Origin of the sequence: Klebsiella sp. WP3-W18-ESBL-02 (assembly GCF_014168815.1) — a bacterium.
GTDB classification, from domain to species: Bacteria; Pseudomonadota; Gammaproteobacteria; order Enterobacterales; family Enterobacteriaceae; genus Kluyvera; species Kluyvera ascorbata_B.
The window spans coordinates 4,379,047-4,401,112 of record NZ_AP021972.1 but is presented as its reverse complement, the minus strand read 5'-3'; the positions used below and the strand labels follow the sequence as shown (position 1 = coordinate 4,401,112).

Annotated in this window: 24 protein-coding genes and 3 tRNA genes; 13 read left to right on the top strand and 14 right to left on the bottom strand. The window is 55.1% G+C overall.

The window, feature by feature from the left end:
- Positions 1-46: 46 nt before the first annotated feature.
- The 5 genes from H7R56_RS21230 to H7R56_RS21210 all read right to left on the bottom strand — a co-directional run bounded on the left by H7R56_RS21230 (position 47) and on the right by H7R56_RS21210 (position 3,240).
- Positions 47-538, bottom strand: a complete 492-nt coding sequence (locus H7R56_RS21230) for a YjjA family protein (protein ID WP_106925200.1) — start codon at positions 536-538, stop codon at positions 47-49.
- A 67-nt stretch (positions 539-605) separates the two neighbouring features.
- Positions 606-1,343, bottom strand: a complete 738-nt coding sequence (gene dnaC / locus H7R56_RS21225; RefSeq protein ID WP_106925201.1) for a DNA replication protein DnaC — start codon at positions 1,341-1,343, stop codon at positions 606-608.
- A 2-nt stretch (positions 1,344-1,345) separates the two neighbouring features.
- Positions 1,346-1,885: a primosomal protein DnaT gene (gene dnaT, locus H7R56_RS21220; protein ID WP_106925202.1), complete on the bottom strand. Its 540-nt coding sequence runs from the start codon at positions 1,883-1,885 to the stop codon at positions 1,346-1,348.
- Positions 1,886-1,999: 114 nt separating this feature from the next.
- Complete coding sequence (locus H7R56_RS21215) at positions 2,000-2,473, bottom strand: threonine/serine exporter (protein WP_106925203.1); 474 nt, start codon at positions 2,471-2,473, stop codon at positions 2,000-2,002.
- Positions 2,464-3,240, bottom strand: coding sequence for a threonine/serine exporter family protein (locus tag H7R56_RS21210; protein ID WP_106925204.1), 777 nt, complete (start codon positions 3,238-3,240; stop codon positions 2,464-2,466). Before H7R56_RS21210 ends, H7R56_RS21215 begins: the two co-directional genes overlap by 10 nt.
- 278 nt (positions 3,241-3,518) lie before the next feature.
- On the opposite strand from H7R56_RS21210, the gene pobA reads away from it, so the two are divergent.
- From pobA to bglJ, 4 genes are all read left to right on the top strand, one after another.
- On the top strand, positions 3,519-4,703 hold the full coding sequence (gene pobA, locus H7R56_RS21205) for a 4-hydroxybenzoate 3-monooxygenase (RefSeq protein WP_106925205.1): 1,185 nt from the start codon (positions 3,519-3,521) through the stop codon (positions 4,701-4,703).
- Positions 4,704-4,706: 3 nt separating this feature from the next.
- The gene (locus tag H7R56_RS21200; RefSeq protein ID WP_106925206.1) at positions 4,707-5,585 is read left to right on the top strand and encodes a helix-turn-helix domain-containing protein; all 879 of its coding nucleotides are present in this window, start codon (positions 4,707-4,709) and stop codon (positions 5,583-5,585) included.
- A gap of 278 nt (positions 5,586-5,863) precedes the next feature.
- Positions 5,864-6,589, top strand: coding sequence for a helix-turn-helix transcriptional regulator (locus H7R56_RS21195; RefSeq protein WP_106925207.1), 726 nt, complete (start codon positions 5,864-5,866; stop codon positions 6,587-6,589).
- Positions 6,550-7,233 carry a DNA-binding transcriptional activator BglJ gene (gene bglJ, locus H7R56_RS21190; RefSeq protein ID WP_320108683.1) on the top strand — a complete coding sequence of 228 codons (684 nt, stop codon included), beginning with the start codon at positions 6,550-6,552 and terminating at the stop codon, positions 7,231-7,233. Before H7R56_RS21195 ends, bglJ begins: the two co-directional genes overlap by 40 nt.
- Here bglJ and H7R56_RS21185 read toward each other — a convergent pair.
- The gene (locus tag H7R56_RS21185) at positions 7,230-7,700 is read right to left on the bottom strand and encodes a YbaK/EbsC family protein (RefSeq protein WP_106925208.1); all 471 of its coding nucleotides are present in this window, start codon (positions 7,698-7,700) and stop codon (positions 7,230-7,232) included. The two genes, bglJ and H7R56_RS21185, sit on opposite strands and share 4 nt — an antisense overlap.
- Before the next feature lie 338 nt (positions 7,701-8,038).
- Here H7R56_RS21185 and H7R56_RS21180 point away from each other — a divergent pair, with 338 nt between their 5' ends.
- Positions 8,039-9,382, top strand: a complete 1,344-nt coding sequence (locus H7R56_RS21180; protein ID WP_182928399.1) for a PTS sugar transporter subunit IIC — start codon at positions 8,039-8,041, stop codon at positions 9,380-9,382.
- Between the two features lie 35 nt (positions 9,383-9,417).
- Here H7R56_RS21180 and fhuF read toward each other — a convergent pair whose 3' ends face one another.
- Positions 9,418-10,206 (bottom strand): siderophore-iron reductase FhuF, encoded by a 789-nt coding sequence (gene fhuF, locus H7R56_RS21175; protein ID WP_106925210.1) that lies wholly within the window; start codon positions 10,204-10,206, stop codon positions 9,418-9,420.
- Positions 10,207-10,308: 102 nt separating this feature from the next.
- On the bottom strand, positions 10,309-11,373 hold the full coding sequence (locus tag H7R56_RS21170) for a GGDEF domain-containing protein (protein WP_106925211.1): 1,065 nt from the start codon (positions 11,371-11,373) through the stop codon (positions 10,309-10,311).
- 225 nt (positions 11,374-11,598) lie between these two features.
- On the opposite strand from H7R56_RS21170, the gene H7R56_RS21165 reads away from it, so the two are divergent.
- Entirely contained in the window at positions 11,599-11,838 is a 240-nt protein-coding gene (locus H7R56_RS21165) for a DUF1435 domain-containing protein (RefSeq protein ID WP_106925212.1), read from the top strand.
- 35 nt (positions 11,839-11,873) lie between these two features.
- On the opposite strand, the gene H7R56_RS21160 is transcribed toward H7R56_RS21165, so the two are convergent.
- The 4 genes from H7R56_RS21160 to rsmC all read right to left on the bottom strand — a co-directional run bounded on the left by H7R56_RS21160 (position 11,874) and on the right by rsmC (position 13,453).
- A tRNA-Leu gene (locus H7R56_RS21160) sits at positions 11,874-11,960 on the bottom strand.
- Positions 11,961-11,997: 37 nt separating this feature from the next.
- Positions 11,998-12,084 (bottom strand) — tRNA-Leu (locus H7R56_RS21155).
- 27 nt (positions 12,085-12,111) lie between these two features.
- Positions 12,112-12,198, bottom strand: a tRNA-Leu gene (locus H7R56_RS21150).
- A 223-nt stretch (positions 12,199-12,421) separates the two neighbouring features.
- Positions 12,422-13,453: a 16S rRNA (guanine(1207)-N(2))-methyltransferase RsmC gene (gene rsmC, locus H7R56_RS21145; RefSeq protein WP_106925213.1), complete on the bottom strand. Its 1,032-nt coding sequence runs from the start codon at positions 13,451-13,453 to the stop codon at positions 12,422-12,424.
- A 102-nt stretch (positions 13,454-13,555) separates the two neighbouring features.
- Here rsmC and H7R56_RS21140 point away from each other — a divergent pair, with 102 nt between their 5' ends.
- The 7 genes from H7R56_RS21140 (at position 13,556) to H7R56_RS21110 (ending at position 19,444) form a co-directional block, all read left to right on the top strand.
- Complete coding sequence (locus tag H7R56_RS21140) at positions 13,556-13,969, top strand: DNA polymerase III subunit psi (RefSeq protein WP_106925214.1); 414 nt, start codon at positions 13,556-13,558, stop codon at positions 13,967-13,969.
- The gene (rimI, locus tag H7R56_RS21135) at positions 13,938-14,384 is read left to right on the top strand and encodes a ribosomal protein S18-alanine N-acetyltransferase (protein ID WP_106925215.1); all 447 of its coding nucleotides are present in this window, start codon (positions 13,938-13,940) and stop codon (positions 14,382-14,384) included. The genes H7R56_RS21140 and rimI overlap by 32 nt, the downstream gene beginning before the upstream one ends.
- Before the next feature lie 17 nt (positions 14,385-14,401).
- Positions 14,402-15,079: a pyrimidine 5'-nucleotidase gene (yjjG, locus tag H7R56_RS21130; protein ID WP_106925623.1), complete on the top strand. Its 678-nt coding sequence runs from the start codon at positions 14,402-14,404 to the stop codon at positions 15,077-15,079.
- Between the two features lie 93 nt (positions 15,080-15,172).
- Complete coding sequence (prfC, locus tag H7R56_RS21125; protein ID WP_106925216.1) at positions 15,173-16,762, top strand: peptide chain release factor 3; 1,590 nt, start codon at positions 15,173-15,175, stop codon at positions 16,760-16,762.
- Positions 16,763-16,967: 205 nt separating this feature from the next.
- Positions 16,968-17,129: a DUF1328 family protein gene (locus tag H7R56_RS21120; RefSeq protein WP_106925217.1), complete on the top strand. Its 162-nt coding sequence runs from the start codon at positions 16,968-16,970 to the stop codon at positions 17,127-17,129.
- Between the two features lie 110 nt (positions 17,130-17,239).
- Positions 17,240-18,019, top strand: coding sequence for a TatD family hydrolase (locus H7R56_RS21115; RefSeq protein WP_106925625.1), 780 nt, complete (start codon positions 17,240-17,242; stop codon positions 18,017-18,019).
- A 147-nt stretch (positions 18,020-18,166) separates the two neighbouring features.
- On the top strand, positions 18,167-19,444 hold the full coding sequence (locus H7R56_RS21110; RefSeq protein ID WP_106925218.1) for a NupC/NupG family nucleoside CNT transporter: 1,278 nt from the start codon (positions 18,167-18,169) through the stop codon (positions 19,442-19,444).
- On the opposite strand, the gene H7R56_RS21105 is transcribed toward H7R56_RS21110, so the two are convergent.
- Both H7R56_RS21105 and H7R56_RS21100 read right to left on the bottom strand, forming a co-directional pair.
- Positions 19,439-20,302, bottom strand: a complete 864-nt coding sequence (locus H7R56_RS21105) for a YjjW family glycine radical enzyme activase (RefSeq protein WP_106925219.1) — start codon at positions 20,300-20,302, stop codon at positions 19,439-19,441. The two genes, H7R56_RS21110 and H7R56_RS21105, sit on opposite strands and share 6 nt — an antisense overlap.
- Positions 20,274-21,824 carry a YjjI family glycine radical enzyme gene (locus H7R56_RS21100; protein ID WP_106925220.1) on the bottom strand — a complete coding sequence of 517 codons (1,551 nt, stop codon included), beginning with the start codon at positions 21,822-21,824 and terminating at the stop codon, positions 20,274-20,276. Before H7R56_RS21100 ends, H7R56_RS21105 begins: the two co-directional genes overlap by 29 nt.
- Between the last annotated feature and the right edge of the window lie 242 nt (positions 21,825-22,066).

Genomic DNA, 22,066 nt, shown 5'->3' with positions numbered 1-22,066 from the left:
ACAGTTTTTTTGTGCGGCGAGCAGGGCGCTCGCCGCACGAAGACAATCAGGAAATGAAGTTAACGCCCTGTTTGAGCACGAAGTCACAGGCTTTGGCTTTCACTTTTTTGCCCAGCTCGGTGTTGCCCAGGCTGTCGAGGTCAAGCTTCTGCCCGTCTTTGGCGTTCAGCAGGCCCTGAATGCCTTCCATATAGCCGGTATCCTGCTTCTGTTCGGTTGCCGTGTTGAGGCCCAGTTTATCCAGTACCTGGTTTTTCACGTTATCGACATTGGCAACAGAAGCCAGTTTTTCTTTCGCGCAGTACCCCATGATCCCGGCGGCATTGTTCATGCTGCTGGCGCTCAGAGACTGGCTACCGCCGTTAAGCAGGCTGGTCAGCGAAGAGAGCGAAGAACCGCCGCTCTGCGACGTGCTGCTGCTGCCGGCAAGCTGGCTGGCGGCGCTGCTCAGGTCATTTAACGATACGGCGCCCGCAGCGGTAGAAACAAACGCGCTGGCAATGATTACGCGGCAAAGCATCGATTTTACTGATTTCATGAGGTGTACTCGTGTGCAATGATAAATAGACGTGATAAGTATACGCCTGTCATTCATCGGAAGTATCTTAATACTCTTTGCCGGTGACGCGGCTGCGATAACTTTCCCAGTTAAAAATCACCCACAGGCTGTTGCCAAGACGCATACGGTCCATCACCCGCTCGCCGAGCAGCTTATTCATTTCATCGAGGTTGTTGTTGGTCAACATGCCCGTCGGGCGTTTAGATGACGAACGGCGATCGACGATCTGGTTGATAATCACCTTCTCATAGCGCGATTCGGTCTGCATGCCGATTTCATCAATGACCAGCAGGTCAACGTTGCTCAGATCGCTTAGCAGCTGCTCTTCGCTGGTTTCCCGGTTGCCGAACGTTTCTTTCATGGCGGACATAATGTCGGCCACGGTGATGATCAGCACCGACTTACCGCGCAGCAGCAGCTCGTTACAGATAGCGGCGGCAAGGTGGTTTTTACCGGTACCCGGTTTGCCGGAGAAGATGAAGCTTGCGATATTGCCGTCAAATTCGTCGACGTACTGGCGGGCTTTCGCCAGCGCGTTCATCTGGCCTTCGTTCTCGACACGATAGTTATCGAACGAACAGTTCTGATGCAGCGGACGAATACCGGAACGGTTAAACGTGCGCTGCATCTTCATCGCACGGTTTTCGCGCGCCAGCGCCGCTGCGCGGATCTCGCCCTGTTCTTTCTGCCAGGCCAACAGCTCTTCGCCGGTTTTAAAGGCCGGTTCGATATGCGCCGGCATCATTTTTTGCAGGCGCTTCATTAATTCGCCAACGTCTTTCATGCTCAACCTCTGAACCCCGGTGGAATCTGGCGGTCTGGTTCGCTGACCGCGTTAACGTCTCGCCGCAGCTGGCCGCTATTATTCGCCCGGCCCATCTGAACGCTGCGCGCCAGCTTTTGCTGCCACTGTACGTGGTGGAACACTTTGCCCTCAGCCTGCCAGTAGGCGACAAACGACGCCAGCTCTTCCGGCGTGACTGGCTCGCTTAAGGCGATCCCCCACAGCGCAGAAAGGCGCAGGAACTCGGCGTCGGGCTGCCAGCCCGGGTACATGGCGAATTTTCCCATCGGTACAGAGACCGGCGCCGCCGTTGGCTCTTCAAAGAACTGGGCATCCAGCGTCACGTCGCTGCCCGGACGGGCAAGCTTTTCTTCCAGCGCCAGCAGCTGCGCCAGCCGCTCTGGCGTGACGGCATAAAACGCGGGCGCATTGTTAGCAAACACGGCGACCGCGCCGCCCTGAGTCTGCGCAAGGATCGCCTTGGGATCGGCCACGAAGGCTTCAATACCAATCACGTTGGGCGTCAAAATACGAGAAGACATAACACTATCTCAATACTGAAAAATCACGGGAAGGGTGCGGGAAAACCGCACGAATACTGCACATAGTAGCACAAGCGAGGGGAAGGGCGGCACTCTCCCGTGCCGCCCTGAGGATTACACCCGCGGGCGCTTGCGGTAAAGCCACAGGCCCGGAATAGACAGGCCAATCGAAAGCGCACCGACGATTGACGAGGCCTTGAGGAAGTTGCTCAGTAAGGTGATCATCATCTCTTCGGTGTAGCCAAAGTGGCTGATTTTTACCGCCGAGATCATCGCCGTATAGGCTGAAATACCGGGGAACATTGGGATGACGGCGGCGACGGTAAAGATTTTCGGGTGCGCCAGATACCAGCGTGACCACTGAATGCCGATGCTGCCGACCAGCATGGCCGCCAGGAAAGTGGACCATTCGATATTAAAACCTGCGGTCATCATCGTGAAGCGCGAGGCGTGGCCGATAGCTCCCAGCAGGGCACACCACGGCAGCGCGCGCTGCGGCACGTTAAACACCATCGCAAAGCCGACGGCAGGGATCGCCGACAGCATGATGTCCTGCGCCAGCAAGAGCAGAAAATCGATTACACCCATCCGCGTAGCCCCCATAACGTCATTGCCATCACCACGCCGATGCAGGTTGCCAGCGTCAGTAGACTGGCGATGGCCCATCGCGCGAGGCCGGTATTAATATGCCCTTTGAACATGTCGGCCACCGAATTAATCAGCGGAAAACCGGGAACCAACAGCAGCACGCTTGCCGCCATGGCGACGGTTGAAGTCTGGTGGAAGGCCGGGAGCTGGAGCATCAGCCCGGAGACGGTAGTGGCGACAAACGCGGTCAGACCGAAGTTAATCTGCGGGTGCATGGAGCGGTGCGTCAGCACCTGACGGATGTACATCGCGATGGTGCTGGCGCAAAAGGTGACCAGCGCGCCGTCCCAGCCGCCGTTGTTAAGCTTACAGAAGCAGGCGCAGGAGAGGCCGACCATCAGCACCACCAGCCAGCGCGGGTAGCGCAGAGGTTTAATCTGTGCAAAGCGCTTAGCGACATCTTTATGGTCCAGCAGTTTGTGCTCGGCCATGATGACAATGTGTTGCACTTCGGTGACCACGTGCATGTTGATGCCGCGATCGCTGTTTTTGCGCGTTGAGGTCAGGCACAGCCCATCTTTAATGGTGGTCAGCACGATGGCGTTTGACGAGATGGCGCTTTCAACGCTGTCCATCCCCAGCGCACGCCCCAGGCGGGTTGAGAGCTCCTCCACCAAAGCGCTTTCCGCCCCATGTTGCAATAAAAAAAGACCGCACTGAATACAGAGCCGCGTGACGGTACGTTGTTCTGATTGATCGACTTCCATAAAGCCCCTGGTAGCAAGAACGCCGGTTAATGACCTACTTGTACCCGAAGCGCGCACAGGCGCTAGCGGGGTGGGATCAAACAATGTGCAAAAATTCGGCGTCCTGTGATGACCGGCCAGGAGTTGATGCCGTCCACACTTTTGCAAAACTGTTGGAAAGTGCAATTTTTGAACGGATTCTGGCCTTCTTTTTCGTTACTGACTTATCAAAAATGCATTCTGAAACTTTATTGATACACAAAACAAACAAATAATTAACCAGAATGTGAGGACACCCTATGAACACGCAAGTCGCCATTATCGGTGCCGGGCCTTCGGGGCTGCTGCTGGGCCAGTTGCTGCATAACGCCGGAATAAAAACCGTCATTCTCGAACGCCAGACGCCGGAGTATGTGCTGGGACGCATTCGTGCAGGCATCCTGGAAAACGGTACCGTTGAGTTGCTGCGTGAGGCGGGTGTTGCTCGCCGCATGGATGCTGAGGGCCTGATTCACCATGGCGTAGAATTTCTGTTTGCTAACCAGCGCATTCCGGTGCCGCTTAGCGAGCTGACGGGCGGCAAGAGCGTTATGGTCTACGGCCAGACCGAAGTTACGCGTGATCTGATGGAAGCGCGACAGGCGTGCGGTGCTGAAACCTATTACGGCGTTGAGCAGGTTCAGCTACACGATCTGAAGAGCGATAGACCCAGCGTGACGTTTGTGAAGAATGGCGAAACGTGTCGCCTGGAATGTGATTTTGTCGCCGGCTGCGATGGATTTCACGGCGTCTCCCGACAAAGTATCCCGCGCGATATTTTGCGCGAGTACGAAAGTATCTGGCCGTTTGGCTGGCTGGGCCTGCTGGCGGATACGCCGCCGGTGAACCCTGAGCTGATTTACGCGCACCATGAACGCGGGTTTGTATTGTGTAGTCAGCGCTCACTAACAAGAAGCCGCTATTATCTGCAGGTGCCGCTGAGCGACCGCGTCGAACAATGGTCGGATGAACGCTTCTGGGGTGAGCTCAGGCGTCGTCTGCCGGATGAACTGGGACAAAAGTTAGTGACTGGTCACTCACTTGAGAAGAGCATTGCGCCGCTGCGTAGCTATGTGGTGGAACCCATGCAGTACGGCAGAATGTTCCTCGTTGGCGATGCGGCGCATATTGTGCCGCCGACCGGCGCCAAAGGGCTGAACCTGGCGGTGTCTGACGTGAACTACCTGTGGCGTATTTTGCGCCAGTTTTACCATCACGGTCGGGTAGATTTACTGGCGCGTTATTCACAGCTGGCGCTTAACCGGGTGTGGAAAGGCGAGCGCTTCAGCTGGTTTATGACCCATTTGCTGCATGATTTCCAGGACAAAAGCGCGTTCGACAGAAAGATGCAGGAAGCGGACCGTCAGTACTACCTGGGGTCGCGCGCCGGGCTGACGACCATTGCGGAGAACTACGTTGGGCTGCCCTATGAGACGGTGGAATAAAACATGAAGCGGGCGTCAGCGCCGGAGAGCGTACCGGTCTTTAAACTGTATGGCGAGCAGAGGGGCTGGCCCACGCCCGATTTGCTGCACTGTGAGTCAATACATCAGCGCAGCAGCCTGTACGCATGGCATATTCGCGTTCATCAGCATGCGGAGCTGGTGCAGCTGCTGTATGTGCATAAAGGCCAGGCCGAGATTGAAATTGAGGGGGAGCGACGAGCGGTTAACGGGCCCTGTATTCAGGTCGTGCCGTCGCTATGCGTGCATGGTTTTCGTTTTTCCCCCGGCACTCAGGGCTACGTACTTTCGCTGGCGCTCCCGCTGCTGAGCCGGCTGGAGGCGCAGTTTGGCAGACAGCTAGACGTGCTCGGTCAACCCGTCTGCGTGATGGTCAGGCGCGCCAGACGCCATATTCACACGGTATTTGCCGCACTACTTGAAGAGTACAGCCACGAAAAGGATGCACGCGAGATGATGCTGTCTTCCCTGCTCGGCGCGCTGCTGGTCTGGCTGAATCGGCAAGGCGCGCCGACCGCGATCCTTGAAGATAAAAGTGCGCGCAAACGCAGCGTGCTGAGGCAGTTTGCGCGGCTTATTGAGAGCCACTATCGCGAGCACCTTTCGCTGGCGGAATATGCGCAGCGTCTTGGCGTCTCGACGACTTATCTCAACTGCCTGTGCCGCGAGTTTCACGGTACCAGCGCGCTAGGCGTCCTGCACCAGCGCCTGCTGCTGGAGGCCAAAAGAAGCCTCCAGTACACCAGTATGAGCATTACGCAGGTATCGGACTATCTCGGGTTTAGCGATGTGACCTACTTCTCGCGCTTTTTCCGCAAACGCGGCGGGATGGCGCCAAAAGAATTCAAAATGAAAATAGAATAGACGAGTAAGAATATGGATAGTGAATTTTAATTATTCTTATGTCGTTTTTAATATTTTCTAAGTGAGTGCTTTTAAATCACCATGCCATACTGCATCTGTTTAACCCGCCAGTACATCCATGTAGCAGCATTTTTTATTGGCCTGGTGAGAACGCAATAATAATATTATAGCAGTCAAGGAAATAGAAAAGGGATGGTTTAGTTTCCTGATAATACGTTGTGCTGTATTAAATAATTTTATATTCAGGAAGTGAATCTTCGAATGGATACGGAGGTTTTATGTCGCCAGAATACTGCAAATTCGCGGTGATTATTAGCAAAATACCGGTAATGCAGTCTGGGCTCAGTACAATAATGGGAACACATTTCCCGGATTATGAGCTCAATTTTTGCCAGTCTCTGGAAGAGTTAACGCTGCTTCAGCTGCGTCGAACAGATGTCGTTATTATTGATTTTTCTGGCGAAGTCAGAAATCCTCGCGCGGTCTGCGAGCAATATTACACGCTGCTTTCCCAGTATCGGGATATCCACTGGATCTTCATGATTAGCCGTCAGTATTACGCACTGGCCGTTGAGTTTTTGATGCGTCCAGAAAGTACGCTGCTCTCAGATTCAGACCCTATCGATCGCGTCATCAAGGCCATAAAGCTGGGGGGTGTCAGCACGGAAAAAATTAGCCAGACGCTGCTTTCCATGCATAACAGTGATGATATCGAAGGTGAAAACGACCGTGCGGTAATGCTAACGCTGTCAGAGCGCAAGGTTCTGCGTCTGCTGGCAAAAGGCTGGGGGATTAACCAAATTGCAGCCCTGTTGAAAAAGAGCAACAAGACGATAAGCGCGCAAAAAAATAGCGCGATGCGTCGACTTTCTTTGCGTAGCAATGCGGAAATGTACGCCTGGATCAACAGCAATCAGGGAATGAAGGAACTCAATCTCTACTCGGCTTATGGAGAACAAGCAGAATGGAAAAGCACAGCAGGAAGCAGTGCGTCGCTATCATAGAAGATTGCATGATGGCGGAAGTCGGGCTACGCCATTTATTAACGTCTTCGCGGAATAAAGATTTTACGATTCAGTTTTTTCGCTCGATGAGTGAATTTAAAACCGCACTCTGCCAGGCGCCTTTTGATGTGCTGATTTGCTGCCTGTCCGGCACGCGAGAGCCGCGCATTGAGTGTCTGCTGGCGATGGGCGAAATAGCCCGTTGTCATCAGCAGATGGTCCGCATCATTCTGGCGAACGATAACGTCGAGGCGGCACTCATCAGGCACCTGTCACCCACTTATCTTCACGGCGTGTTGAGCAAATCCAGCGCGCTGGTTGAACTCAAACAAAACGTACTCGAGCTGTTACAAGAAACGTCGTTAGGGCATGAGTGCGCGGCGGCATCTTCAGTACTGCGCGAAAACAGTTTTCTGAGCCCGACCGAGAATATGATTTTGCGCTACATGACCTACGGCTATTCGCTGATGGAAATCGCGCAGCGGTTGGGGCGAAATATTAAAACCATACGCGCGCATAAATTTAATGCGATGACCAAGCTTGGCGTTAACTCCGACGCTGATTTGCTCAGCGCGGCTGATTTACTGGTGTCGTTGCCCGATCGCTATATAGCCCGCTCTCGGGCGCTGCTTCGCACCGCTTAGTTTGTGGGCGTCAGGCAAACGTCGACCCACGTCGCGGCGGTGAGGGTCGCCATTCTTTGCGGAGAGATGCGTACCGCACTATGAATAGCACCGGCGGCGGGAAGCACCTCGTCATACTCTTGTAGCGACACGTCGCAGTAGACGTCCAGCGGGTTTTCGAGGCCAAACGGGCATACGCCGCCCACCGGGTGCCCGGTCAGCTCGACCACTTCGTCGCTGCTGAGCATGCGGGCCTTCGCGCCAAAAGTGTCTTTGAGCTTTTTATTGTCCAGACGGGCATCGCCTTTGGCGACGATAAGGATGACGCGATCTTTGACTTTTAGCGACAACGTTTTAGCAATTTGCCCGGGCGCAACCCGGTGAGCGGCAGCGGCCAGCGCGACGGTCGCAGTGCTTTGCTCAAGCTCGATAATATTGATGTCGGGCGCGTGCTCGGCAAAGAATTCTCGTACTGACTGTAGGCTCATTGTTGACTCCTGTTTTTTTGGCGAGTCACTCTGTCATAAAGCTACCCAGGTTGTAAATAAAGCGCCGAAGTTGTGCAAAAATTGTTTGATTTCTGGATCTCCTTCACAATCACTGCAACCGGTTACTGTAACCGGTTGCAGTTGGTCTTCAGGGGATTGATACTGCAAGGGTAACTTCCTTTGTATCCATAATAAGAGCCATATATGAACGGTATCCCTATGAACAATATGCCAGGCGCGTTACGCGGCTGTTACAAAGCGTTCACGGTTAGCCCAGTCGTATGTCGGCAAAATCGTTGTTGCTGTGCTTACGTCTAAAGCCTGTCAGGAGGGCTGCTATGTCTGCTAATCACGCTGCATTTAATCTGATCTTTCGTTTTGTAGAAAACTACGTCAGTCCCGTTGCTGGTCGTATTTCATCCCAGCGCCACGTCATGGCTATCCGTGACGGTTTTATTTCCGCTATGCCTTTTATGATTGTGGGATCGTTTCTACTGGTGTTTGCCTATCCGCCGTTCTCGCCGGACACCACCTGGGGGTTTGCCCGCGCGTGGCTAGACCTGGCAAAAGAGTTTGAGGGCCGGATTCTGACGCCGTTTGATATGACGATGGGCATCATGTCCATCTACATCTGCGCCGCTATCTCCTACAACTTAGGCAAACATTACGAAAAAACCAACCAGCTCGATCCGTTTATGTGCTCGATGCTGTCGATCATGGCGTTCCTGCTGGTTGCCGCGCCGAAAACGGAAGGCCATCTGCCGGTCGATAGCCTCGGTGGTACCGGGATCTTCACGGCTATTCTGGTCGCCGTATACTGCGTAGAGATGATGCGTTTTCTGAAGGTTCGCAACATCGGGATCCGTTTGCCGGATCAGGTCCCGCCGATGATCAAAAACTCCTTCGACCTGCTGATTCCAGTGCTGGCGGTCGTACTGACGCTTTACCCGCTGAGCCTGTTCATTCAGAGCCAGTTTGACATGCTGATCCCGCAGGCGATCATGTCGCTGTTTAAACCGCTCGTTTCCGCGGCTGACTCCTTACCGGCTATATTGCTGGCGGTATTGATTGGCCACCTGCTGTGGTTTGCGGGGATCCACGGTGCGGCTATCGTGTCCGGTATGCTGCAAATGTTCTGGCTGACCAACCTCGGCCTGAACCAAACTGCGCTAGCGCAGGGGGCACCGCTGCCGCACATCTTTATGGAAGCATTCTGGACCTTCTTCGTGGTGGTGGGCGGCTCGGGGGCGACCATGGGACTGGTGTTCTGCTACCTGCGCAGCCGCTCGGCGCACCTGCGCTCCATCGGCCGTCTGAGCGTGGTGCCAAGCCTGTTCAACATTAACGAACCGGTTATTTTCGGAACACCAATCGTCATGAACCCGGTGTTCTTTATTCCGTTCCTGTTGGCGCCGATGGTGAACGCCGTTCTGGCCTGGGCGGCAATGAAACTGGATCTGATCGGTCGAGTGATCTCCGTCGTGCCGTGGACTGCCCCGGCACCGATCGGCGGCGCATGGGCGCTTGGCTGGGATTTCCGTGCGGCGATTCTGGTGGTGCTGCTGGCCTGTGTGTCGGCCATCATCTACTACCCGTTCTTCAAAGTGTATGAAAAACAGCTGTTAGCACAGGAAGAAGAAGAAGCGCAGCGTGCGGAGGAAGAGAGCCAGCAGGTTGCCTGATAGGCAGTGAAACGACGGGGCATTCGCCCCGTCGGTTAGTTAAGCGTGCAGTCACCGCACTGCTTGACGTCCGGCAGGCGGTAGCGCTGGCAGCAGGTGCGTCGCACCAGGCGACCGTCCCTTTCAACCACAGTACGCCACAGCGGGTTATCGCGGCCGTCGGCGAGCGTCCTGGTCAGGAAATAGCGCTGACGCAGGAGACTAACCTGTTCTTCCCCAAGCAGCGCGATCATCTCACCTAGATACCAGTTAATTAAATAGCCGGTATTACTCCAGATAAGTCTGCCGTTAATCTCGCCGGTGGCTTCCAGCGCGTTCACAACCGGTATTAATCCTTCAGTGACTAAACTGTCCAACCGCCGATCCCACGGCATGTTGCTGACCCGTTGGTCGCAATGTACGTCGGCCCAGAAGCAGGCCGCACGGCCAGTCTCGTGAAACTCAACCAGGAAATGCTCCGGTGAAACGGAAATCGCAGATGATTCGGTCAGCAGTGCCAGCATCAGCGGCGGCACCATCAGGCCGATATACCACTGTGCCCACAGCGAAATCAGCGGCTTGTTTTCGCGCGGCTGCATCGGCTGGTTGCGATAGATGTGATCGGAGTAGATGGCCAGCAGTGAGGTCAATTCGGTAGGCCGGGTCCATTCGGCTAGCGTTTTAGCGTTGCCCGGGGCGCTCTCGTTAAGTCGAAACATTTCCAGCATATGCGGGCGATATTCGGCAATTTTGGCACGTACTGATTCCGCAAGCGCATTTTCCCGTGGAGGGAGCGGCGTGCGCCAGATGAGGTCATCAGCGATCGGTGCGGAACGATAGGCCATAGGATTAACGAGATAAAAATATAAATGATAATGATTAGCAATCGTAGCTATAGATAAAAGTGAGCGCAAGCGATTTGTCGCCTGCACCCATTTTTTGTGAACTCAGGCTGCGGGGAGCTGTTCGCTGGTTAGCGCGTTGTTGCGCCCCATGTTTTTGGCTTCATACAGCGCTTTATCCGCTCTCTGGATAGCGGCGTCGATATTGTTATCTTCCAGCGGCGCGACGCCGATGCTGACGGTGACATGTGTTGCGACGGCGGCATTAAACATATGTGGAATTTTGAGATCGTAGACATGCTGGCGAATCCGTTCTGCCGTTTGCATGGCGTTGGTGATGTCGCACTGCGGCAGCAGCACCATAAACTCTTCGCCGCCGAAGCGGGTCACAATATCCCGAGAACGTACGGCGTTACGAATGGCGGCGGAGACGCGCATCAGGGCCTGGTCGCCCATCATATGGCCGTAATGGTCGTTGTAGGCCTTGAAATGGTCGATATCCAGCAGCAGGACCGAGTGCTGAGCGGGGCCGAGCGCTTTGAGCGAATCCAGGCGAAACTGAAAGCCACGACGGTTATACAGGCCGGTCAACGGGTCGAGCATGCTCAGGCCGTTGAGCGTTTCACGCTCTTCCAGCAGCTTATACATCAGCCCTTGCGCAAATTTGTCGTTGCGCCGCTGGATGACGTGTTGAATCGCAATACCGATTAACGGTAGGGCAAAACAATAGGCCATACGCCACCACTCGGTGGTATTGCTGGTAAACAGGCAAACAATAAATGTGGGGAGTGAATGCAGCGCAAACGCGACAATATTATTGGAAAAAGCAATGGTGCCAACAAATAACACGCTAAATAGCGCAACCAGCTGAAAATTGTCATTTATTGTCGGCAACGCAAAAGTTTTACTTAAAATATGCCAGCCCCATAAACAGCCGAATATCGCCGAAACCATGGGTAGGTTCAGCTTTATCCGGGCGTAGCGCCAGTTCCACAACAGCATCACGCTGCTGCCCACCGCAATCAGCATCGCTGGCAGAGGAAATATATTTACATCATATATCGGGCTGAACACCGAGAGCGTCGATGAAATCAGGTTCAGAAACAAAAACAGCCGGAACGTGAGCTGATATTTTTGCGCACGCAGCGTGCGCCATGATTGTACGGTCATTGTTTGAAGTTGTAGTCAGCCTTAAATAAATAAACGCATTAAAAACAGAATAATGCAGTAGGAATAGCGCAATTTCTTTATATGCGACATGCTGATTTTTTATACAACTTAACACCATATAATATGCATGTCATTAATGATTATGAAACCTTAGCGCAAGTGCAGACAAATAACAAAAAACATCATATGATATTGGTAATCATTATCATTTGAGTGGGTCGGATCATGTTGCAAAAAACGTTAGGTAGCGGCTGGGGCGTTCTGATTCCGGGCGCTGTACTGGCACTGCTGAGTACCCTGGGGCTCTCAACTGACGTCTGGCGCGGGGTCATTGTGTGTGGACTGCTGTTGAGCAGCGCTATGATCTGGCATCGTCGGCTGCGACACTTCGTCCTGTTACCGTCTTGCATTGCGTTAATGGGCGGTATTGTGCTGATTGCGATGAATGTAAAGCTGATGGAATAGACAGGAAGGAAACACGAAGAAGAGAGCGAGAAAACTGGTGCGAGGGGGGGGACTCGAACCCCCACATCCGTAAGGACACTAACACCTGAAGCTAGCGCGTCTACCAATTCCGCCACCTTCGCACAGATTGTCTCGTTACTTTTTTTTATATCGCCTCGTTGGTGCGAGGGGGGGGACTCGAACCCCCACATCCGTAAGGACACTAACACCTGAAGCTAGCGCGTCTACCAATTCCGCCACCTTCGCACAGTGCGAGCGATATAACGTGGATTATGGTGCGAGGGGGGGGACTCGAACCCCCACATCCGAAAGGACACTAACACCTGAAGCTAGCGCGTCTACCAATTCCGCCACCTTCGCATACCATCGATTCTTTATGAAAGAATCGTTACCACGGGGCCGAATTCTAGAGATTTTACGCTGGGCGTCAACAGTTAATTATCGAACTTTGCACGATTGCTGAAAAAAAAGGCGGTTATGCGGATTTGGCCGCTTTTGTAGGCCGGATAAGGCGTTTACGCCGCCATCCGGCGTTATCCGTGGCTGTGCCGGATGGCGTTATCGCTTATCCGGCCTGCGGATATTAGGCTTTTTTCGCCTGACGCGTCATTACCGTGCGGTAGACCTTGAAGCGGCCGGTTTGGGCAATCACCTCATGGAAACCAAAGGTTTCGTCCAGCACCGCCGGGTACGGCAGGAAGGCGTTGGCCACGATGCGCAGCTCGCCGCCGCTGTTCAGATGGCGCACCGCGCCACGAATCAGCGTTTGTGCGGCGTCAAGGCTGGTTTGCATGCCGTCGTGGAATGGCGGGTTGGAGATGATCATATCAAAACGACCGTTCACCTCAGAGAAGACGTTGCTGGCCAGCACTTCGCCTTCAATGCCGTTGGCCGCCAGCGTCGCACGGCTGGCTTCAACCGCCGGGGCGCTCACGTCGCACAGCGTCAGGCGAACTTTCGGCGAGTGGCTGGCGAGCGTCGCGGCCAGCACGCCTGCGCCGCAGCCGACGTCCAGCACCTTGCCTTTGGTGTGCGGCGTCAGGGTGGAAAGCAGCAGTTGGCTGCCGACGTCCAGCCCGTCGCGGCTAAATACGCCTGGCAGGGTTTTAATGGTTAAATTATCGAGCTGATATTCGCCCCAGAATTTTTCCGCATCGAACGACGGCTGTTTTTCCAGACGACCATGATACAGGCCGCAGCGGCGGGCGCTGTCGACTTTGTTCAGCGGCGCGTACTCGGCCAGCATCTGTTCGGCGCTACGCACGCCGCTGCGGTTTTCGCCAATGACGAAAATATCGGTGCCCACCGGCAGCAGAGACAGAATGTTCATCAGCTGGAACTGGGCTTCCGGCTTGTTTTTCGGCCAGTAGTAGATAAAGGTGTCGCTGTCGGCCACGTCTTCCGCCTGTGCCACAAGGCCAAAACGGACGCTGTCGCCCATCTGGCGGCTCAGCACCTGCCAGTGATGGAACTGCTGGGTGTGCGCGCGGCTTGCGGCGGTTTCAAGGCGTGCGGGCAGGTCATCCTGCAAATCGCCGGCAAAGAAAATACGGCTCTGTTCGAAATCGTCACTGTGGCGCAGCAAGACTTCACTTGCCGGGGTAAAAGCAGACATGAATGTTTCCTCATTAAACTCAGGTCGCGATTATAGTGTGTAATTGGCGCGGTTTCGATGAATTTGCTATATTTGCGCCCTTGATAGACAGGAGCGTTGTACATGACATCCCGGCGAGACTGGCAATTACAACAGTTGGGTATTACCCAGTGGTCACTGCGTCGCCCAGGGGCGCTGCAGGGGGAAATCGCGATTACGCTCCCGCAGCATGTTCGTTTAGTGATTGTGGGCGAAGAACTCCCCGCACTGACGGAGCCGCTGATGGCCGACATTCTGCGCGCACTGCGCATGACGCCGGACCAGGTTTTACCGCTGACGCCCGATCGCGTAGCCATGTTGCCACAAGAGGGCCGCTGCCACTGCTGGCGGCTGGGTAACGACGCGCCGGTGACGCTGGAAGGGGCGGTGATTTCGACGCCGCCGTTTAATGAACTTCAGGCCAGCGCGCCCGCTCGCGCCGCGCTCTGGCAACAAATATGCGCCCATGAACACGATTTCTACCCTCAGCACGACTGATTTACCCCGCGCCTTCGACATCGAAAGACGCGCCCATGCGTTTCCCTGGAGTGAAAAAACCTTCGTCAGTAATCAGGGCGATCGCTATCTGAACTTCCAGATGTCGGTCGATGGCAAGATGGCGGCCTTTGCCATCACGCAGGTGGTGCTGGATGAGGCGACGCTGTTTAACATTGCGGTTGATCCGGCGTATCAGCGCCGAGGCTTAGGGCGCGAACTGCTTGAACATCTTATCGAGACGTTAGAAACGCGCGGCGTGCTGACGCTCTGGCTGGAGGTGCGCGCGTCTAACCACGCGGCCATCGCGCTGTATGAGAGTTTAGGTTTTAACGAGGCGACGATTCGTCGCAACTATTATCCCACGGCGGAAGGCCGTGAGGATGCCATTGTGATGGCGCTGCCGATTGGTATGTAAGATAAGGTGAAATGATGATGAAGTGGGACTGGATTTTCTTCGATGCCGACGAGACGCTGTTTACGTTTGACGCGTTCAGCGGCCTACAGCGGATGTTTCTCGACTACAGCGTGACCTTTACCGCGGAAGATTTCCAGGACTACCAGGCGGTGAACAAGCCGCTATGGGTGGACTACCAGAATGGGGCGATCACTTCGCTCCAGCTTCAGCATCAACGTTTTACCAGTTGGGCAGAACGCCTGAACGTTCATCCTGGCGATTTGAACGATGCCTTTATGAATGCCATGGCCGAGATTTGTGCACCGCTACCGGGCGCCGTGTCGCTGCTGAACGCGCTGCAGGGCAAGGTCAAGATGGGCATCATTACTAACGGTTTTACCTCATTGCAACAGATTCGTCTGGAGCGTACTGGCCTTCGCGATCACTTTGAGCTGCTGGTGATTTCTGAAGAAGTCGGTGTGGCAAAACCGGACCGCCGAATCTTTGACTACGCGCGGGAACAGGCCGGCAGCCCAGACCGCTCGCGCATGCTGATGGTTGGCGATACCGCCGAGTCGGATATTCTCGGCGGCATGAACGCCGGCTGGGCAACCTGCTGGTTGAACGCGCACCAGCGCGCGCTGCCGGAAGGCATCACGCCTGACTGGACGGTAACCTCATTGCCTGAACTGGAGCGACTCCTGTGTAAACAGTGATTGCCAGCCCCCCTTTGATGGGTAAAATAGCCGCAATTTTTTCGTATTCAACATGCGCGGCGTGATGCCGTGCTTACTCAAGAAGATTGAATTATGACGTTGTCTCCTTATTTGCAAGAGGTGGCCAAACGCCGCACTTTTGCCATTATTTCTCACCCGGATGCCGGTAAAACGACGATCACGGAAAAGGTCCTGTTATTCGGACAGGCTATTCAGACCGCCGGTACGGTAAAAGGTCGTGGCTCCAGCCAGCATGCGAAATCTGACTGGATGGAAATGGAAAAGCAGCGCGGTATCTCCATTACCACCTCCGTGATGCAGTTCCCGTATCATGACTGCCTGGTGAACCTGCTGGACACCCCGGGGCACGAAGACTTCTCCGAAGATACCTACCGTACGCTGACGGCGGTCGACTGTTGCCTGATGGTCATCGATGCCGCGAAAGGCGTCGAGGACAGGACGCGTAAGCTGATGGAAGTGACCCGTCTGCGTGATACGCCGATCCTGACCTTTATGAACAAACTCGACCGTGACATCCGCGATCCGATGGAAGTGCTGGATGAAGTTGAGCGCGAGCTGAAGATCGGCTGTGCGCCGATCACCTGGCCGATTGGCTGCGGCAAGCTGTTCAAAGGCGTTTACCACCTCTATAAAGATGAAACCTATCTGTATCAGACCGGTAAAGGCCACACCATTCAGGAAGTGCGTATCGTCAAAGGGTTGAACAACCCGGATCTGGACGCGGCGGTCGGTGAAGAGCTGGCGCAGCAGCTGCGTGACGAGCTGGAGCTGGTGCAGGGCGCATCCAACGAATTTGATAAAGAGCTGTTCCTGGCCGGTGAAATTACCCCGGTCTTCTTCGGTACCGCGCTGGGTAACTTTGGCGTAGACCACATGCTGGACGGTTTAGTGGAGTGGGCGCCTGCGCCGATGCCGCGTCAGACCGACACTCGCCTGGTGGAAGCTCAGGATGAGAAGTTCTCCGGCTTTGTGTTTAAAATTCAGGCCAACATGGACCCGAAACACCGCGACCGCGTGGCGTTTATGCGCGTGGTGTCCGGTAAATATGAAAAAGGCATGAAGCTGCGCCAGGTTCGCATCGGCAAAGATGTGGTGATCTCCGATGCGCTGACCTTTATGGCAGGTGACCGTTCGCACGTTGAAGAAGCCTATCCGGGCGATATCATCGGTCTGCACAACCACGGCACCATTCAGATTGGTGATACCTTCACCCAGGGTGAAATGATGAAGTTCACCGGTATCCCGAACTTCGCGCCGGAGCTGTTCCGTCGTATTCGCCTGAAGGATCCGTTGAAGCAGAAACAGCTGCTGAAAGGGCTGGTTCAGCTGTCGGAAGAAGGTGCCGTTCAGGTGTTCCGCCCGATCGCCAACAACGATCTGATCGTTGGGGCCGTCGGCGTGCTGCAGTTTGACGTGGTCGTTGCGCGCCTGAAAAGTGAATATAACGTAGAAGCTATCTACGAATCGGTGAACGTCGCGACCGCCCGTTGGGTGGAAGGGAAAGACGTGAAGAAATTTGAAGAGTTCAAGCGTAAAAACGAAGTACAGCTGGCGCTGGACGGCGGCGATAACCTGACTTACATCGCCCCAACCATGGTCAACCTGAACCTGACGCAGGAACGCTATCCTGACGTCGAATTCCGCAAAACGCGCGAACACTAATCGCCCTTCAGAGCACGGCGTCCGCCGTGCTCTGCCCGTTTTTCCCCCTCGCTCCCAACGACAGAATGTTCCTAATTGCGGTAGGTTTTAACGCAGCGGCGTCCTTTTTGACCTAGTCTCATTATCAGCACGATGAAAAATATCTTGTTGATTTTAGTTACTGGATCGATCAACTGGTCGGCACGTACGGATAAAGGAGAATCATATGTTTCGTTGGGGCATTATCTTTCTGGTTATCGCGTTGATTGCCGCCGCATTGGGCTTTGGTGGCTTGGCGGGGGCAGCAGCGGGCGCAGCAAAAATTGTGTTCGTTGTCGGTATCATTCTGTTCCTGGTCAGCCTCTTCATGGGACGTAAGCGTCCTTAGCTTTTCTTAACATCACAGCAACCACGGTATAAGCCAGCGCCTACGTGCTGGCTTTTTTTATGGCGGCTGTTTTACGATACCCTCAGACCAGCTTTACCGACGAGGCGCGCGTGACCTACCGTTTTATCGACACCCACTGTCATTTTGATTTTCCCCCTTTTACCGATGATGAAGCGGCGAGCCTGGCGCGTGCGGCGCAGGCGGGCGTGGAGAACATTATCGTTCCGGCGACTGAAGCGGCGCGTTTCACCCGCGTGCTGGCGCTGGCCGCCTCGCATGCGCCGCTGTATGCCGCGCTCGGTCTGCATCCGATTGTCGTAGAGCACCACGACGAGCAGAGTCTGGCACAGCTTGAGAGCCTGCTGGCCGCGCGCCCGAAAAAGCTGGTGGCGATCGGGGAAATTGGCCTCGATCTGTACCGTGAGGACCCGCAGTTTGAACGTCAGCAATACCTGCTGGATGCGCAGTTACGGTTGGCAAAGCGGTACGATCTGCCGGTGATCCTGCATTCGCGACGTACCCATGACAAGCTGGCGCTGCATCTCAAGCGGCATAACCTGCCGCGAACCGGTGTGGTACATGGCTTTGCCGGTAGCCTGCAGCAGGCGGAACGCTTCGTTCAGTTGGGCTATAAAATTGGCGTTGGCGGCACGATTTCTTACCCGCGGGCCAGCAAGACGCGGGACGTGATGGCGCAACTGCCGCTTTCAGCACTGGTGCTGGAAACCGACGCCCCTGATATGCCACTCAACGGTTATCAAGGGCAGTCGAATCGACCCGAGCGGATTGCGGACGTCTTTACTCATCTTTGTTCACTGCGCCCGGAGGCACCGGAACAGATAGCCAGCGCGCTTTACGCCAATACTCATGCACTCTTTTCGGCCTTGTAAGGTGACGTAGATCTCATTGTCAGGTATTAGCCTGATTCTATTGCGTGAAACCTGTGACAGCGAACGAAAAATATAATCCCGTGACGTTATAATCGGCGCCGTAGGTTTGCCGTAATATTTATATTTTTCAATACACAGGGACTCTGTATGCAAATCCTCATGGGACTCATCGGCATGGTGGTGCTGCTCGCCATTGCCATACTTCTTTCCAGTAATCGTAAAGCAATTAATCTGCGCACCGTGTTTGGCGCCTGGCTTATCCAGGTCGGCATCGGCGCGCTCATCCTCTATGTACCGGCCGGGCGAAAAGTGCTGCTGGCGATGTCTGAAGGCGTGGCTAACGTTATCGCCTACGGCAACGAAGGGATCGGCTTCCTTTTCGGCGGTCTGGTATCCGATAAAATGTTTGAAGTATTCGGCGGCGGCGGCTTTATTTTTGCGCTGCGCGTGCTGCCGGTCATCGTCTTCTTCTCTTCGCTGATCGCCGTGCTTTACTATCTTGGCATCATGCAGTTTGTCATCCGTATTCTGGGCGGCGGCCTGCGTAAGGTGCTGAAAACGTCGCGAACGGAATCGCTTTCCGCCACCGCAAATATCTTTGTTGGTCAGACGGAAGCTCCGCTGGTGGTACGTCCGTACATCGCCACCATGACGCGCTCCGAGCTGTTCGCCGTTATGTGCGGCGGGCTGGCGTCGGTGGCCGGTTCCGTGCTGGCGGGCTATGCGCAGATGGGCGTGCCGCTGGAGTACCTGATTGCAGCGTCGTTTATGGCGGCACCGGGCGGCCTGCTGTTCGCGAAAATCATCATTCCGGAAACGGAAACACCGCATGATTCTCCTGCGCTGGAACAGGACGCGCAGGGTACGGATGCCCCGAGCAACGTGCTTGACGCGGCGGCCTCTGGTGCGGCATCCGGGATGCAGCTGGCGCTGAACGTGGGGGCAATGCTGCTGGCGTTTATCGCGCTGATTGCGCTGCTGAACGGTATCCTTTCCGGCGTGGGCGGCTGGTTTAACTATCCGGAGCTGTCGCTGCAGCTGATCCTTGGCTGGGTCTTCTCGCCGCTGGCGTGGGTGATTGGCGTACCGTGGAGCGAAGCGACGGTGGCCGGGTCGTTTATCGGCCAGAAGCTGGTGATTAACGAGTTCGTGGCGTACATGAACTTCGGTGAATACCTGAAAGCAGATGCGGAAGTTGCCGCGGCTGGTTTGCAGGTGATTTCTAACCACACCAAAGCGATTATCTCCTTTGCGCTGTGCGGATTTGCCAACCTGTCTTCTATCGCGATTTTGATCGGTGGGCTGGGCAGCATGGCGCCAAAACGTCGTCCGGAGATTGCGCAGCTCGGGCTGAAGGCCGTTGCTGCGGGCACGCTTTCTAACCTGATGAGCGCCACGATTGCCGGCGTGTTCCTCGCACTATAAGTAAAGCGCCGGAGGGATAATCTTCGTGATTCCTCCGGCCTGCAGCGCTTGGCTCAGGGCTTCAATATCCTGTGGCCCGGCGCTGCGCCACGTTTTTGCCTCTCCATAAACCCCGTGTGCGTGAAACGCGTTCAAACGAACGGGCACATCGCCAAGGCTGGTAATAAATGCGCAGAGCGACTCGGCGTTTTGCCGATAATCCGTCTGGTCGGGAATCACCAGCAGCCGCAGTTCGCTGAGCATGCCGTGCTGCGCCAGCCAGAGTATGCTTTGCTTAATGCGCGCGTTTCCTCGGCCGGTCAGCGCGACATGACGTGCATTGTCCCACGCTTTTAAATCGACCATGACGCCGTCGCATAGCGGTTGCAGCTTCTGCCAGCCGCTTATCGGCAGTTCCCCGTTGCTGTCAACAAGACAGGTCAGATGCCGAAGCCCGGGCATGGCCTTCAGGCGCGCGAATAGCGCGCAGATAAACGGCAGTTGGGTAGTGGCTTCGCCGCCGCTGACGGTGATGCCCTCAATAAACGGCGCGACCTTGCTAATGTGCTGAATGACCTGTTCCACGCTCATTGACTGCGCCATGGGCGTCGCCTGCTGCGGGCACATGTGCAGACAGGTATCGCACTGCTGGCAGGCGTCGGGCTGCCACGCTACGCGACCGCCATCGATGCGCAGCGCCTGGTGCGGGCACTGCGCTACGCATTCGCCGCAGTCGTTGCAGCGCCCCATGGTCCAAGGGTTATGGCAGTTTTTACAGCGCAGATTGCACCCTTGCAGGAACAGGGCCAGGCGGCTGCCTGGCCCGTCAACGCAGGAGAACGGGATGATTTTACTGACTAAAGCGCATCTGCTGTTCATGACTGACGACACGAGGTTGACGCTCCAGGATACGGGTATTACGTGCGGCTTCTTCACCGAGCCAGGTGGTGTTGGTACGTGAGCCTTCTGCGCGGTATTTCTCCAGATCGGACAAGCGCACCATGTAGCCGGTCACGCGGACCAGATCGTTCCCGCTGACGTTGGCGCTGAATTCACGCATACCGGCGTTAAACGCCCCCAGGCATAGCTGCATCACCGCCTGCGGGTTACGTTTTACCGTCTCATCGAGTGTCAGTATGTCGCTGATGCCGGCCGTGTAGTACGGGTGGTGCGGTGCAACGGTCAGTAGATGGGTAATCGGATCCGGTTCGTCGCCGTATGGCAGACGCGCACCCGGTGTGGTGCCGGTGTCTGAGCTTATCCCCGACTGCGCGTGCAGCAGCGCGCGCTGCTGCCAGCCGTACTGCACCGGCGTTTGTGCGACGAACTCCGCCAGTGCGGCGCTGATGCGGTAGGCGAGCGTGTTTGCTTGCTCATCCTTACCGTAGCGCCCGTCAATGCCGTTGCGTTCACACAGCTCGTTGACCGCTTCTGCTAGCGAATAAATGCCGAACATGGGCACAAAGCGCGCGGGATCGATCAGCCCTTCATTGACCAGGAAGCTATTCTCAAAGAAGCCGGATTGCTCGTAGAGGAAGCGACAGCGCGCATCAATGATGGCGATTTGCTGCTGACAGTAGTGCGGCAGCGTGCGGTTAAAGAAGTCATCGATGGAGTCACTGCGCCGGGCAACCTGCTGCAAATTCAGACGCACCAGTGTGCTGCCGCCGCCGGCGAGCGGCAGCGAGTTGTAACAACTCACGATGCCATATTGACCGTTTGTGAAAATTTTATCATTTTTCGGGCCGTTGGCGATATGCGGCTTACTGCACTCACAAATATTTTGTGCCACCTGGAGCAGCAGATCGTCAGGGGTAATTTGCGGATCGTAGATAAAGGTCAGGTTTGGTGCAACCTGCTTTAATTCGGCATCTGCGCGTAAAATTGCGCGCGTAATTGGCGTATCGTGTGGGCCAATGTTGACGTGGGTGAATGCGTCGGGCAGCGTACGATCCAGGTAGCGCCAGAAACGTTTTATTCGAATATCGATTTCATCTTGTGTTAGAATTCTAACATATGGCGACAGCAGCGCATCAAGATGGCCCAGGTAGACCGGCATGGCGGTCACGGAAGGGACGTGATGATAAAGAATCGTCAGCAGCGAGAGCGCGTCATCCAGATCCTGTGCGCCTTCCAGCTCGAGCCATTGGGAGCCGTTGGCAAGAAAACGTTGATAGTCCGGTAAGACATAGCGCGGTTTATACGGCGCATGTCCTTCGAACATATCGCAAATGACGCCTTCAGCCAGCGCGGCCTGCGCCGCTTCGGGGAGCGCAGGGTACGGCAGAGCGTTCTCGGCTTCCAGCGCCAGGAAATGACGCTTTTGTTCCGGGGATAACACGGAGCTTGTCACAATTTGCTGGCAGTGTTGCAGCAGCGGTGTATCGAGCGAAGTGGGCATCTTCAGTTCCTCAGACGAGAGATGCGCGAAGTGTATGAAAAACGATGAGGCTATCTTTTGATCCTATCGGCTGAAGTGGCGCTTTATTTGCCCACGGAGGCTTGAAAGTTTGAAGTTGATCGCGTTGTTGTTATGCAAATTTGTACGAAGTTTTCACTAAGTGTGATGAATGTCGAAGTGTGAGCGCGGGGCGGTGTTACAATAATCACAGACCCGCAAGGTAACGATTTGAACGGCAATGC